We start from the raw sequence: 14578 nt of genomic DNA on the forward strand, positions 1-14578 counted from the left end.
ATATAAATAACATCAAGAGTTTTTATTTAAAAATGAAAAAATAGCTTACTTATTTACTCTTTCAATCTTACTTTGCGAGCTATATTTCTTGGACATAGAACTCTTACTTACGCAGAAATAAACTCAGCCAAGCGACGATACCTTCCAAGGTTCGCTGCTCTTTTTACTATTCAACTTAATTAGTAGAGGTCACTATGCCACACAAAAATGTCGTCTTACTTATTCATGGAATGGGAAGTTTTGCGAAAACCTCCGATCAGGCTTTAGGAGAATTTGGGCAATCCTTTATAACTAGCATTAACAAGGGCTTACAACAATTTTCCGGATTTAAAGAGAGAAAAATTGAGGATTACGTTGACCTAGTCGAGTTTAACTACAGTGTTTTTTTCGACGAAATGCGCAATAAAATGGCCGAAAAAAGTCAAACAATTCAAGCCCGCTTGGCAGCGATCAGCGGTGCTGGCGACATCAGTTCAATGACCGCAACATTGATTGGACTCGATAAAAATTTTGGTTCTGACAAGATGTTCTACACGCATTGGTTGGACGTCATCTTCTACACAACCCTGCTCGGAAATAGCATACGTGTGAGCCTTGGCAAACAAATTGCGCAACTTGTTCAAAACTATGGACAGGACAAAGTACACATCATTGCGCATAGCTTAGGCACTGCGGTGCTACACGACACCTTACATCTTCTATACCGGCCAGAAAGTGACCCAAGCAATGTGTTTGAAAATTTAAATATTGGTGAACACAAGCTGAAATCAATCTCGATGATTGCCAATGTTTCCCGAATACTCAATCACTTCAATCATTTGACCTCACCATACAGTAGTATCGTCAAACCTGGCATCGCTGGCTGTACGAACAGCTTCCTCAACATCCATCATGAACTCGACCCCTTCACATGGCTATCACGGTTTGATCCACCACAGAATGGTTCTTGGATTTCCGAAGTTGACTACGAAAACTGTTATGGAGATATTCAAACGCGCGTTGTGCTTGAACCAAATACGCACTCGTTTACGGGATACGTTGAGGATCCCTTGGTAACTGTCCCACTACTCTATTTATTGATCGAAGAATTCGATGTTAAACAAAGTGAAATCCTCGCGATCAAACAACAATACGCGGAGCACGCCAAAGATGCCGTAAGAGACATCACAGACACCGTATTTAAAGATTTGGTGAAATCCGACATTCAGCATTGGTCAAATTGGCTAGATACTGCTAAAGCACTGCAAACAGCTGCGCAGCTGATTCAACATTTATAAAGAAGGCACACATGATGACCCAAGCACCAAATTCAATTTGGCGAAATACTGCCATACTCATCGCCACACTTCTCTTTAGCATTACCTGCGCCGCCCAACAGATGAACGTTACAGCGAATCAGGTGGAACAACAAGTAGCCGCAATTCAAAAGCAATGTCAGTCAAATCAATATGTGGCTTCGTCAACCTACTTTGCAGCACTACGAGAAGAGGCAGTGGCACTCGATAAAAAAGTTTGCACACAACTAAATCAAGCGAATACAAGAGATACCCAAGCACTGTCTGCTGCGTTCTCTGACTTTGGTCAGAAGGCGCGCCGAACGCTAGAAAGTACTTTTTCGAATACTAGCTTGGCAGAAAAAGTGAACCGCCAAGCGGCATACTTTGAAGGTGAAATGCAAGATCGCACAGCCTATTATTTTCTGCAATTAGAACGCCCTAAAAAATTATCTACATTCTCAAGTGTGGGCATAGGAAAATCTGCGTTTCGGTTTTCCAATTTTTCAGAAGTGGTTCAAGTTACAGAGTCGGATGAAGCAACTTGCCGTGAAAAAACTGAACTCAAGCAAGAATGCAGCACGCTTTTGAAAGATTTCAGCGACGCCATTGCCCCATACCAATTCACACTCGTCAAACTAAGTGCAGGACTGGTGATTCAGCATTTAGATGATGTTGAAAAAGAATGGAATGATTATTGGAAGAATGCCCGCGCACTAAGCTTTCTCGATTTGGCATGGACCAGCTTCATTGAACACGGATCTAGCACCAAGGCTAGTAGTTTAACAGGACCGCCAGCACGTCAATGGTTCGTCTTGCATCCCAATATTGTATTCGAGCATGTATCTGGGGCACCGGCAGGACAAAGAACTAAAGAAGCATTAAGTGTCGAATGGCTTGGTGTCAATTTTTGGAAGAAAAATGATGGTCGAATACCTTTAGGTTTAAGCCTCACTAGTTTGTATTCTGACCGTGCTGACGTCAAATCCATTGGACATGGCCTTACTTTGTATGTGGATAACAAATATGCCTTGGGAGTAACTCGTCGTGATGGCAAGACAGGAATATTTTTCTCGGTCGATTTATTAAAGGCTTTTGACAATTCAAAAGAGAAAGCCTTACAGCTTAAGAATTCACTCGGTCAGTAAGGATTTTTTGCTCACTCCATTTTGATGACTAAACAAATGTAGGTAAATGAACGTCTTTGGACACGATCACATCAACTTGCATACCGCATGTCCTTGATCATATATCAATAAAAAAGCGCTGCTCCCAGTTTCGGTTGCAGCGCTTTTCAATTTCGCAAAAAAATTAAGCTTTAGCTATATCGCGTGCACTAGGCAAGAATTTAGCGATGGTGGCCAGCAAATCATCCTCTGAAACTGGCTTACTTAAGAAAGAATCACAACCTGACCAATTCGCACGCAACTTATCGATAATCGAAGACTTACTAGTCAACATCACCACTGCTGAAGATTTAGTTTTTTGATTCGATTTGATGCGCTTACACACTTCATAGCCATCGATTCCAGGCATCATGATGTCGAGAAAAATGCAGTTATACGGCTTATCATTGGCTTTTGCGCTAGCTTTTTCGATCGCCTGCTCGCCAGTTTCGGCAAAATCAACATCGAACTGGAACGGCGATAACTTGATACGCATAAATGCACGGACAGTTGCACTGTCATCAACGACCAGCACAGTTTCGCGCACAGGTGTTTCAACTGGCGTTGGTGCGACACTGATTTTTTGATCACTAGAGCGTCGCATAGTCGCGCCGTCCCAATCATTATTGACGGCGGCACGCGTGCTGCGCTCACGCAAAGCACGTTGCATTTCCTGATCAAGATTTTCAAACAAACGCATCCAATGGATCGGTTTGGCGACAAAAGGCCAAGGCGTTTCTACTGGGGTTCTACCGATGACTACAGCTGGCGAGTGTGCATTTGGCACGCCAATATTTCTGCGTGCAAGTTCTTCTAGCGCTTCAGGATTATCGGCGTTAATTAAATAAATATCGGCGCGCGTATCTGATTCATCTGCTTCGACGTAACACATCTGACGTCGACTTGTCAGACGGAAAGTGGAACTTAGCATGCTTTTTTCAGCATCTGAAAATCCACGCATTTCTAGAATAAAACGACGGCTGGCTTCTGGAGCAGCCACCATGGAAGTGGATTGAGTCATTACTTAACCTGGTTTTGTTTTTTGAATATCAGTCTACGGATCATACAATAAAGCGCCCAAAGATAAGCAAAAAGCCGGGCAATTCTTCAGGATAACAACGCCAATTCAAGGTTCAAGTTCAATTTGAGAAATTTACACAACATGCAACCGCTTTGAATATATTTATTTATTGAAACAGGGCAATAAAATCCCTCACTACCTGTTCAGGTAGTTCCGCGTTATACACACTACTGATCGCAGCCACCATGTCAGCGCCGCGCTCTACCAATGGGCGCGCTAGCTCAACCGTCATGCCACCTATCACCACTTGCGGCAGATTCAATTCCGCTCGTGCTAACTCCACTATTTCAGGCTTCGTCGTCACGGGATATTGCTTTACAAGCGATGGATAAAAACCACCAAAGGCCATATAGCTTGCACCTTGAGTTTGCGCCAAGCGTGCCAAGTCTAAGTCACCGTAACAAGATGAACCGACGATCTTATCAGGCCCAACTATGGAGCGTGCTTGCGCCACGGAAATATCACTTCCACCAACATGCACACCATCTGCATTCAGTTGCACGCATAAATTCACAAAATCATTGATGATGAAAGCTACCGCGTATTTCTTGCATAAACTTTGCAAAGCGCTAGCCTGCGCATAACGCAATTCAATATTGGCGGTCTTGTGTCGGTACTGCAGCACACGGACTCCGGCTGCGAGCGCGCGCTCGGTGACTTCTAGCAAACGTTGCGTATCATCCCAATTTGGCGTTACCAAATACAGGCCACGTAACTGCTGTTGCCAATTCTTCGCGGAATCTTTATCGGCATTTTGAACTGCATTCATCTTTTGTCCTTATGTTCGAATCGAGAGGGAATAAATTGCCCAGGCGCTATTTGGTACGCACTTTCTAGACAAGCTTGAACGTAAGCTTGCGCATTAATTAAACTCGTTTCAGGCGCATGGCCAAGTGCCAATTGCGCCGCAATCGCTGCAGCTAGAGTGCAGCCACTGCCATGAAATTCACCTTCCTGACGCAGCCAACTCCAAGATTGAGTCGCATGCACTGAACGCGTCTCTGCATCCCACGCTATCCAACGATTATGGACTTCACTTCCACTGCCGTGCCCACCTTTCAGCAGGACATCACAGGCAAATTTCTCAGCCAGATAGCGAGCACGCAATTCATCCGTCGCGTTTGGTGCGGACTGGCCGTTCTCGGTCATATGCTCACTCAATTGCTCACTAAAATGCTCAGTCAAACGTCCCAACTCCGGCAAATTCGGCGTAAGCAAACTTGCACATGCTAAGACGGGTTGTACCGCCTGTACGGCATCGTGAATCGCCAGCGCATTACCACGGCCACTACCTAGCACTGTATCGACCGCCACAGGCAATCGTGGCGAAAGAACGCGCAAGCGTGCGACACATTCTGCGATGCACTCTGCATTCTCCAAAGAACCAACAATGCCGACCTTAACCGCAGCTATCGGCACTTGCGCTAACAAGGTCTCAAACTGATCACGCAGTATGTGTGTATCGACCGGATACACGGCACGCACTTGGTTATTGTCTTGCACGGTCAAGGCCGTAATAATCGTTAAGGCGTGCGCCCCTTGCGCTGTGATCGCTTCAATGTCGGCCTGTATGCCAGCTCCGCCGCTGGGGTCATGCCCGGCAAACACCAGCACACAAGGGCGCGTAATACGTGCAGTCATCAAGCCACACGCCCTGCCATCGGTGACGACGGTGATGCGGCGAATTTTCGTGGGATGCGCCCAGCCAGATAAGCTTCGCGCCCCGCTTCAACTGCAAGACCCATAGCACGTGCCATACGAATAGGATCGCGCGCTCCGGCAATTGCAGTATTCATCAACACACCATCACAACCAAGCTCCATCGCAATTGCTGCGTCGGATGCAGTACCAACTCCGGCATCGACGATGATGGGGACATTCGCCTGTTCGATAATCAGTGAAAGATTCCATGGATTCAAAATGCCCATACCGGAACCGATCAAGGATGCAAGTGGCATCACGGCGACACATCCGATATCTTCCAACATACGCGCTTGGATAGGATCATCGCTGCAATACACCATGACATCGAAACCGTCTTTGACCAAGACTTTCGCAGCCTCCAAAGTCTCAGGCATATTCGGGAAAAGCGTTTTTTCGTCACCCAAAACTTCGAGCTTGCACAGCTTATGACCACCGAGTAATTCGCGGCCTAATTGCAAAGTGTAGATCGCATCTTTCGCGTTATAGCAACCCGCGGTGTTGGGCAGGATAGTGTATTTCGACATCGGGACGACATCGAGCAAGCTCGGTGCGTTAGGATCTTGACCAATGTTCACACGGCGGATCGCTACTGTGATGATTTCCGCGCCACTTGCCTCGGTGGCTAACTTGGTTTGGTCTAAGTCTTTGTATTTGCCACTGCCGACCAAGAGGCGTGATTTGTAGGTTTTGCCTGCTATTGTCAGGCTGTTTGGTTTTTCGTTCGTTGTCATTTTTTGTCCTAATTACTTTTCTCATTTATCTGTCTAAAACCCATCCCCACCCTAGCCCTCCCCTTGAAGGGGAGGGAACGTTCCGGTTCTAATAATTATCTTTGCCGATGAATACTCCTTCCCCTTCAAGGGGAAGGTTGGGATGGGGATGGGTTTCTGTTCAACGCCATCTTCCTCAATTCAATTTGCCGATAAACCTCTTCCAACACATTTTCAAGTTCCGCTGTCACTTAATTATTCCAAAATCGCAGAACGAGATAACCCGCGTCATTCAAACACTTCGTCCTATACTCGTCGTAATTCTGCGCTTCTAAATGTTGCGAGCCGTCTAACTCAACAACCAACTTCAATTCAAGACATACAAAACCCAAAACAAAGTTCAAGAATGGATGTTGCCTACGAAATTTGAAACCCAATTGTTCACAACGCAAACGAGACCACAGTAATCGCTCGACATCTGTCATTTGCTTGCGTAACCCGCGAGCATGTTCAACATCTTTTAAATTAGGCAAGTTGCGCACGAGATCTACCCACCACCAATCGCCCGCACCACATCCACCTGATCACCCGCTTGCAACGTATGTTGCTGCCACATAGCGCGACGTATCACTTGACGATTAACAGCAACAGCAATCGCCTGATTACCTAATTGCAGTTCAGTAATCAGACTATGTAAATCGGTGGCTGAAGACAAAACACGTGGCTCGCCATTCAGCTGAATTTTCATCACAATTTCCATCGCAGCACCTAAGATTTTTTATAGATTTCTGCACCGGATTTCACAAACTCAATTGCTTTGACTTCCATGCCTTTTTTCAAAGCGTCGATTTCGCTAATACCTTGTGTCGCTGCATAATCGCGTACTTCTTGCGTAATTTTCATAGAGCAAAAATGCGGGCCGCACATGGAGCAAAAATGGGCGACTTTAGCGGAATCTTTAGGCAAAGTTTCGTCATGGAATTCACGCGCTTTGTCTGGATCTAAGCCAATATTAAATTGATCTTCCCAACGGAATTCGAAACGAGCTTTCGACAAAGCGTTATCGCGGATTTGTGCCCCCGGATGTCCCTTCGCCAAGTCAGCGGCATGGGCTGCGATTTTGTAGGTAATGATGCCGTCTTTGACGTCGACTTTATTTGGCAAACCCAGATGTTCTTTCGGCGTGACGTAGCACAACATTGCAGTGCCATACCAACCGATTTGTGCTGCACCTATGCCGGAGGTGATGTGATCGTAACCGGGCGCAATATCCGTCGTGAGTGGCCCCAGCGTATAGAACGGCGCCTCATGGCATTGCTCTAATTGCAGATCCATATTCTCTTTGATAAGATGCATAGGAACATGGCCTGGGCCCTCTATCATCACTTGTACATCGTGTTTCCAGGCGATCTGCGTGAGTTCACCGAGTGTTTTCAATTCCCCCAACTGTGCTTCATCATTCGCATCGTAAATCGAGCCTGGGCGTAAGCCATCACCCAAGGAGAAAGACACGTCATAGGCCTTCATAATTTGACAGATATCTTCGAAATGCTCGTATAAGAAACTTTCTTTGTGATGAGCGAGACACCATTTCGCCATAATAGAGCCGCCGCGTGAAACGATGCCGGTCATACGTTTTGCCGTCATGGGTACGTACTGCAAACGCACGCCAGCATGAATAGTGAAATAATCAACACCCTGCTCTGCTTGTTCGATCAAAGTGTCGCGGAAAATTTCCCAAGTCAGATCTTCCGCTTTGCCATTTACTTTTTCCAACGCCTGATAAATCGGTACGGTACCAATCGGCACAGGTGAGTTGCGAATAATCCATTCACGCGTTTCGTGGATATGCTTCCCTGTAGAGAGATCCATCACATTATCGCCACCCCAACGGATCGCCCAAGTCATCTTTTCGACTTCTTCACCGATGGAGGAAGTCACGGCCGAGTTACCGATATTCGCGTTAATTTTGACTAAAAAATTGCGACCGATAATCATCGGTTCGACTTCCGGATGATTAATATTCGCAGGAATAATGGCGCGGCCGCGAGCAATTTCATCGCGTACAAATTCTGGCGTAATTTGCGCAGGAATCGATGCACCGAAAGATTGTCCCGGATGCTGGCGCCCCATCATAGCAGCGAGTTTTTCGCCCATAGGCCCGGAGTTTTTGAGGTTTTCCAAATACTCTTGGCGACGCATATTTTCACGGATCGCTACGTATTCCATTTCTGGTGTGACGATGCCTTGTCTGGCGTAATGCATTTGCGTAACGTTTTTGCCTTGCAGTGCACGACGTGGCTTGCGTTGCAGATTAAAGCGCAGCTCGTGCAGCTTAGGATCGTGCAAGCGTTCTATGCCATATTCTGAACTCGGGCCAGCTAATTCTTCAGTGTCATTGCGTTCTGCAATCCAAGCACCACGCACAGACGCTAAACCAGAGCGGATATCGATTTTCACGTCAGGGTCGGTGTAGGGGCCGGAAGTATCGTAGACATAAATCGGCGGGTTCTTCTCAGCACCGAACATCGCGGGTGTATCGGCCTGTGAAATTTCACGCATAGGCACGCGGATGTCAGGACGACTACCTGTGACGTAAATTTTGCGGGAATTGGGTAGGGCTTGAATAGCGGCTTCGTCAACCTTGGCGGTGGCGGACAAAAATTGTGGGTTAGCGTTCATTTGGCTCCTTTGCTTTATTGATGGCACGGAGCCAGCAAAGGAGTTTCCAGATTCAACGAGTGCGCACCGAGATTCAGATTGCATCGTTTATTTGGCTGCTTCCCTTCGCTGGCATTATCCAGATCAGGTACAAGGGTATTTCTCACCCGACAACTCGACATCTCTAAAATCCAATTTTGGAGCGCATTGCGTTGTTGCAAAGCCTCGCAATACTGACGTATTGCTGTGTTTTGCGCCTAGCACTGCATCCCCAAAATGGGATTTATAGAGGTGTCCAATTTAAATTGTCAGGACCCCTAGCGGTTTAAAAAATTATTGCAGAATCTACTACAAAAATTACAATTACAAAATTGTCGGCGCATTATAGCCGCGAATTACAGGAATAGCCAATTCCACAAATCAGCTCGCAACACCGCATTCCACTCAGTATTTACAATATTAAGCGTGCATGCTGCTGTTTGTACTCAGCGTCGTTGTTTCTTGAGGTGGTCCCAGTACTTCTATCATTTCCACCATATTCTGTTTGATGGCGGCTGCTAAATCATGCGTCAGTGTCGGTATGGCAAGCTCATGCGCGACCATCAATTTCGATAAGCCATACGCACGATTACGGCCATGTGTTTTGCCCAAATACAGCGCCATATCTGCGATCTGCAAAGCACGTTCCCAGTCACAAAATTCTTCCGGCACGTCCGAAAATGGCACCGAAATAAAACCTGCTGTCACCGTCACTGGAATCACTAAATCACCGTGCGTAAATGGTGTATCGCCTATCGTGCGCAAAACACGCTCCACCAAACTAGTAATCTGCTCTGGATTTGATTTTGGTGAGTAAATCAAAAATTCCTCCCCACCCCAGCGCATGACCATGTCTTCATCTCGAACCACGCTCTTCAAACGTACTGCGACTTCTTTTAAGACCACATCACCAACCGCATGACCCCAAGTGTCATTGATGTGTTTGAAATGATCAATATCCATCAACACCATACAATCGGGATTGCGATAACTACCTTCGCGGCGTTCAACCTCGACGCGCCCTACGCGATTCGCCATCAGGCTGATAAATGAACGACGATTGTGCAAACCTGTTAAGGCATCACGGATCGCATGAAACTCCAATTGCAAATTCACTTCTTGCAGTTGTTCATTCAATTTCTTGCTGCGACGATACAGCATGTAGATAAAGCAACCAGCGAGTACGCCAACCAATGATGCCAGTCCTGCGACTAATTGTTGCAATCGGTGATTTTTGATATCTGCATCTTTCAACGCATTATCTTTCGCTAGAATTTCTATTTGTTTTTTTCTTTGCTCGGTATCAAATTCTTCTTGCAAAGTAGCGACTGTCTTGGCTCTATCCGATTGAAAAATCTGATCGCTTAATTTCTGTTGTGTGCGTACTTGATCCAAGGCTTCTTTGTACATACCCGCCGCCTCGTACATTTGCGAAAATTCCCCTACGATCGCTTCCACATCAGACTGTGCATGGGCTTTGTCAAAGAAATCAATACTCTCCTTGACTAAATCCGCCCCCTCCTTCACCTTACCTTGATAGCCTAAGGCGAGCCCCAAATTGACACGAGCGCCAGCGACGCCCCAATTATTTTCCAATGCCGCAGACTTTGCCATCGCATCTCTGGCAACCGATTCAGCACGTTTGTAATCCTTCTTGATCAGATATTGATCCGCCATATTGAAAAGCGCCAAAGCAACGGCGTAGGGAAGGTTTTCTTCCTTCGCAATTTTCAGTGCTGTTTCGTATTCTTTCAAAGCTTCATCATTTCGCTTCAAGCTACTCAAAGCCACCCCGCGCGAAATTGAGATCGCTACAAAAGCTTTGGGAGCCTGGCTTGCGGAGGATACCGCTAAAGCTTCAGTCGTTGCCGCAAGCGCTTTCTCAGGATCTTTCATTTGCAAATACAGGCCAGAAATTGCGTCCCAGGTACGCATCTTTGCCTGCAGCTGACGACGTGGCAATTGCTCACTCAATTTGAGCATATTCAAGTATTGCCTGAGTGCCTGATCAAATTTAAAGCTATTACTATAAAACACGGCGTAACTAGCAGAATATCTAAACTGCACTTCTATGCTCTTCGATTTAGAAACCGCATCTTGTAATTTTTCAAGATGCGCAATCGCCTCGGCATAACCAGTCTTTTCATAGATATCGTAGGCGTCGAAAATTTCTAGCAACAGCAGTGCTTCTTTATCCTTCAGTTGCTTGGCAAGTTCACGAAATTCTTTAACCGTCTGTTCACCAAGTTTTGCCTTGCCCGCATCGTAATAAAGACTACTTAAGATCGCCAACACTTCAAGTCGGATGCCTGGCTTCGTATCTGCCGGTAAATTTTGTTTGAATTGTAAAAGTTGGCGCAAACCTTCGTCATTATTTTTGTCTGACAAAGCTTGGATGGTGTCAATTTCCGCCATGATTTGCTTGTCGTCAGCTGCGCTGGGCAGTGCGACAGTAGCGATTATCAGGAGGGAAATTATTTGCAACAATGAGTAGTTTTTTAGCTCATCAAAAACACTCAATTTTTTGTCGCTTGAAAAAGCAAATAAATTGAAAAAGCGTTTCATGTACTAATCACCTCGTTCACGTTGCCTGTGCGTGCACGAAAAAAATTCATTCGCGACCAGCAGTGCTGGTGCAGTGTGCATGTATTTTTCTTCTAATGTGCAGATTTCCGTATGCTAGCACTTTCCTAAAAGCATCTTTGATTTTTTTTAATGCACGTAGAAATAAGCCACAGTTTTAGTGGATTCCTACAATTTTTCATTGCTTAACGAATTATTTTTATTGGCAATTTTGTTGTTTTCAGAATGCCAAGACCGAACGTGTCCAATTCAAGCTGCCAGCGCTTTGTACTTCAACTCCACTAAATCTATGCCGCCGCGCACATCAGATTGAAGAAAAAACTGCGGTTTAATTCAAGTAATGCATTGCAGTCATTCACAGTCCTTTATAATCAAAGGTTTCGCCAATCAAATACCCGAACGCAGGCAGCAAAACAAAGCTTGCGTTCGCACTAACTGAGAGTTTGCATATACATCATGGAATTAGCCAAGTCTTTTGAACCTGCCAACATCGAATCCTTCTGGCGTACAGAGTGGGAAAATCGCGGATATTTCACAGCGACGACTGATGAATCCAAGCCTTCTTTTAGTATCCAATTGCCGCCACCCAACGTCACTGGCACTTTGCACATGGGTCATGCGTTCAACCAAACGATTATGGACGGCTTGACGCGCTACTATCGTATGCGTGGTCACAACACCGCATGGGTACCAGGTACAGATCACGCAGGTATCGCGACGCAAATCGTAGTCGAACGCCAGCTCGATGCACAAAAGATTTCTCGCCATGATTTAGGTCGTGAAAAATTCTTAGAAAAAGTCTGGGAATGGAAAGAAAAATCCGGCTCCACCATTACCGGCCAAATGCGCCGCATGGGCGCTTCTGCGGATTGGAAACGCGAATACTTTACGATGGATGCCGAGCGTTCCAAAGTCGTGACTGAAGTGTTTGTACGCCTAGTCGAACAAGGTTTAATTTATCGCGGCAAACGCCTAGTGAACTGGGATCCGGTCTTAGGTACGGCGGTGTCTGATTTGGAAGTGGTGTCGGAGGAAGAAGACGGCTCTATGTGGCACATCCGCTATCCGTTCGCGGATGGTAGCGGTCACTTAACTGTTGCAACTACACGTCCAGAAACTTTATTGGGTGACGTAGCGGTAGCGGTTGATCCAACTGATGAGCGCTACGCTGCTTTCGTTGGCAAGATGTTGAAATTGCCTTTGACTGACCGCGAGATTCCAGTCATTGCAGATAGCTATGTCGACAAAGAATTCGGTACTGGTTGCGTGAAGATCACACCTGCGCATGACTTCAACGATTACGCTGTTGGCCAACGTCATAACTTAGCAATGATCAGCATCTTAACTTTGGATGCCAAGATCAATGAAAATGGCCCGGCGGTTTATCAAGGCATGGACAGATTCGTCGCCCGTAAACAAATGGTGGCCGATCTCGATGCACAAGGCTTGTTAGAATCCGTTAAGCCACATAAACTCATGGTGCCACGTGGTGATCGTACGAATGTCGTCATCGAACCAATGTTGACCGATCAATGGTTTATGGCGATGAGCAAACCTGCTCCAGAAGGCACGCACTTCCCAGGCAAATCGATTGCCGAAGTCGCGCTAGAAAAAGTGGCGAATGGTGAAGTCAAATTCGTGCCAGAAAACTGGAACACGACTTACAACCAATGGCTGAATAATATTCAAGACTGGTGTATCTCACGTCAACTCTGGTGGGGTCATCAAATCCCAGCATGGTATGGCGACAATGGCGAAATCTTCGTTGCACGCGATGAAGCCGAAGCCAAAGCGAAAGCCGCCGCCGCTGGTTACACAGGCGCATTGAACCGTGACAACGACGTGCTCGATACTTGGTTCTCGTCTGCTTTAGTACCATTCTCCACCATGGGCTGGCCAGAGTTGACAGTCGATAGCAAACTCTTCTTGCCATCGTCTGTGTTGGTCACAGGCTTTGACATCATCTTCTTCTGGGTAGCGCGTATGGTCATGATGACTGCGCACTTCACCGGTAAGGTGCCTTTCCACACCGTGTATGTACATGGCTTGGTACGCGATTCTAGCGGCCAAAAAATGTCTAAGTCCAAAGGCAATACGCTAGACCCTATCGATTTGATTGATGGCATCAGCGTAGATGAACTAGCCGCAAAACGCACTATCGGTTTGATGAATCCTAAGCAAGCGGCCAGCATCGACAAAGCCACACGCAAAGAATTCGCTGACGGCATTCCAGCCTACGGCACAGACGCGCTGCGCTTCACCATGGCGAGCTACGCATCACTCGGCCGCAACATCAACTTCGACTTAGGTCGTTGCGAAGGCTATCGCAACTTCTGCAATAAGTTGTGGAACGCCACACGCTTTGTGTTGATGAACACGGAAGATAAAGATTGCGGCTTCACTGGCACAGCCAGCGACAATGATCTCGATTATTCACAAGCCGATAAATGGATCATCTCCACGCTGCAACGCACAGAAGCAGAACTGGAAAAAGGTTTTGCCGACTACCGCTTCGACAATATCGCATCCAGCATCTACAAATTTGTGTGGGACGAATACTGCGATTGGTATTTGGAAGTAGCGAAAGTCCAAGTACAACAAGGCAGCGAAGCGCAACAACGCGCCACTCGTCGCACCTTGTTACGCGTGTTAGAAGTCACCTTACGCATGGCGCACCCAGTAATCCCATTCGTCACTGAAGCCTTGTGGCAAACTGTCGCCCCATTGGCAGGCAAAACGCTGAACCCAGCGGGCGACTCCATCATGATGCAAGCCTACCCATTGGTGAACGCAGAAGCAATCGACGAAGCCGCCGAAAGCTGGATGACAGGCCTCAAAGCCGCCACCGATGCCTGCCGTAACTTGCGCGGTGAAATGCAATTATCTCCAGCCGTACGCGTACCGCTGTTATTGCAACCAGCGAACGCAGCAGACAAAGCACGCATGGAAAGCTACGCACCTTACATGGCAGCTTTGGCGAAATTATCGGAAGTCCAGATCGTCGATGTCTTACCTGATTCACCAGCACCAGTCTCCATCGTCGGCGAAACCAAACTGATGTTGAAAGTAGAAATCGACGTCGCAGCAGAACGCGAACGCCTCTCGAAAGAAATGGCAAAACTCGAAGCCGAAATTAACAAAGCACAAGCCAAACTCAGCAACGAAAGTTTTGTGGCACGTGCACCAGCAGCGGTGGTCGAACAAGAGAAAGAACGCGTAGCGGGCTTCTCTGCGACTTTGAGTAAGATGAAGGAATCGTTTGCTAAGTTGGGGTGATTTTGTTTTTGATTTGGTTTTTGATTGGGTTGTAAATGCAAAAAGCGCTTCGAGGTTTGAAGCGCTTTTTTTCTGGGGGGATTA

11 protein-coding genes are annotated in these 14578 nt (G+C 46.6%); 3 read left to right on the forward strand and 8 right to left on the reverse strand.

Features of this window, described 5'->3' with window-relative positions; translation table 11 throughout:
• Positions 1–194 precede the first annotated feature (194 nt).
• Both H8K55_RS10165 and H8K55_RS10170 read left to right on the forward strand, forming a co-directional pair.
• Positions 195–1277: a lipase family protein gene (locus H8K55_RS10165; protein ID WP_186941981.1), complete on the forward strand. Its 1083-nt coding sequence runs from the start codon at positions 195–197 to the stop codon at positions 1275–1277.
• 11 nt (positions 1278–1288) lie between these two features.
• Complete coding sequence (locus H8K55_RS10170) at positions 1289–2422, forward strand: hypothetical protein (protein ID WP_222612435.1); 1134 nt, start codon at positions 1289–1291, stop codon at positions 2420–2422.
• A 163-nt stretch (positions 2423–2585) separates the two neighbouring features.
• Here the strand turns inward: H8K55_RS10170 and H8K55_RS10175 are convergent, their stop codons facing one another.
• The 8 genes from H8K55_RS10175 to H8K55_RS10210 form a co-directional block, all read right to left on the reverse strand.
• On the reverse strand, positions 2586–3461 hold the full coding sequence (locus tag H8K55_RS10175) for a response regulator (protein ID WP_186941983.1): 876 nt from the start codon (positions 3459–3461) through the stop codon (positions 2586–2588).
• 166 nt (positions 3462–3627) lie between these two features.
• Positions 3628–4290 carry a thiamine phosphate synthase gene (thiE, locus tag H8K55_RS10180; RefSeq protein WP_186941984.1) on the reverse strand — a complete coding sequence of 221 codons (663 nt, stop codon included), beginning with the start codon at positions 4288–4290 and terminating at the stop codon, positions 3628–3630.
• Positions 4287–5162, reverse strand: coding sequence for a bifunctional hydroxymethylpyrimidine kinase/phosphomethylpyrimidine kinase (gene thiD / locus H8K55_RS10185; protein WP_186941985.1), 876 nt, complete (start codon positions 5160–5162; stop codon positions 4287–4289). The genes thiE and thiD overlap by 4 nt, the downstream gene beginning before the upstream one ends.
• Entirely contained in the window at positions 5162–5956 is a 795-nt protein-coding gene (locus tag H8K55_RS10190) for a thiazole synthase (RefSeq protein WP_186941986.1), read from the reverse strand. The genes thiD and H8K55_RS10190 overlap by 1 nt, the downstream gene beginning before the upstream one ends.
• 230 nt (positions 5957–6186) lie before the next feature.
• Positions 6187–6420, reverse strand: coding sequence for an endonuclease domain-containing protein (locus H8K55_RS22300; protein ID WP_186942046.1), 234 nt, complete (start codon positions 6418–6420; stop codon positions 6187–6189).
• Positions 6421–6482: 62 nt separating this feature from the next.
• Complete coding sequence (thiS, locus tag H8K55_RS10200; protein WP_186941987.1) at positions 6483–6683, reverse strand: sulfur carrier protein ThiS; 201 nt, start codon at positions 6681–6683, stop codon at positions 6483–6485.
• A 20-nt stretch (positions 6684–6703) separates the two neighbouring features.
• Positions 6704–8617 (reverse strand): phosphomethylpyrimidine synthase ThiC, encoded by a 1914-nt coding sequence (gene thiC / locus H8K55_RS10205; protein WP_186941988.1) that lies wholly within the window; start codon positions 8615–8617, stop codon positions 6704–6706.
• Between the two features lie 438 nt (positions 8618–9055).
• Positions 9056–11050, reverse strand: coding sequence for a tetratricopeptide repeat-containing diguanylate cyclase (locus H8K55_RS10210; RefSeq protein WP_186941989.1), 1995 nt, complete (start codon positions 11048–11050; stop codon positions 9056–9058).
• Positions 11051–11674: 624 nt separating this feature from the next.
• Here H8K55_RS10210 and H8K55_RS10215 point away from each other — a divergent pair.
• The gene (locus H8K55_RS10215; RefSeq protein ID WP_186941990.1) at positions 11675–14494 is read left to right on the forward strand and encodes a valine--tRNA ligase; all 2820 of its coding nucleotides are present in this window, start codon (positions 11675–11677) and stop codon (positions 14492–14494) included.
• Positions 14495–14578 lie beyond the last annotated feature (84 nt).

The sequence above is a fragment of the Affinundibacterium flavidum genome, assembly GCF_014284175.1.
Taxonomy (GTDB): domain Bacteria; phylum Pseudomonadota; class Gammaproteobacteria; order Burkholderiales; family Burkholderiaceae_D; genus Undibacterium; species Undibacterium flavidum.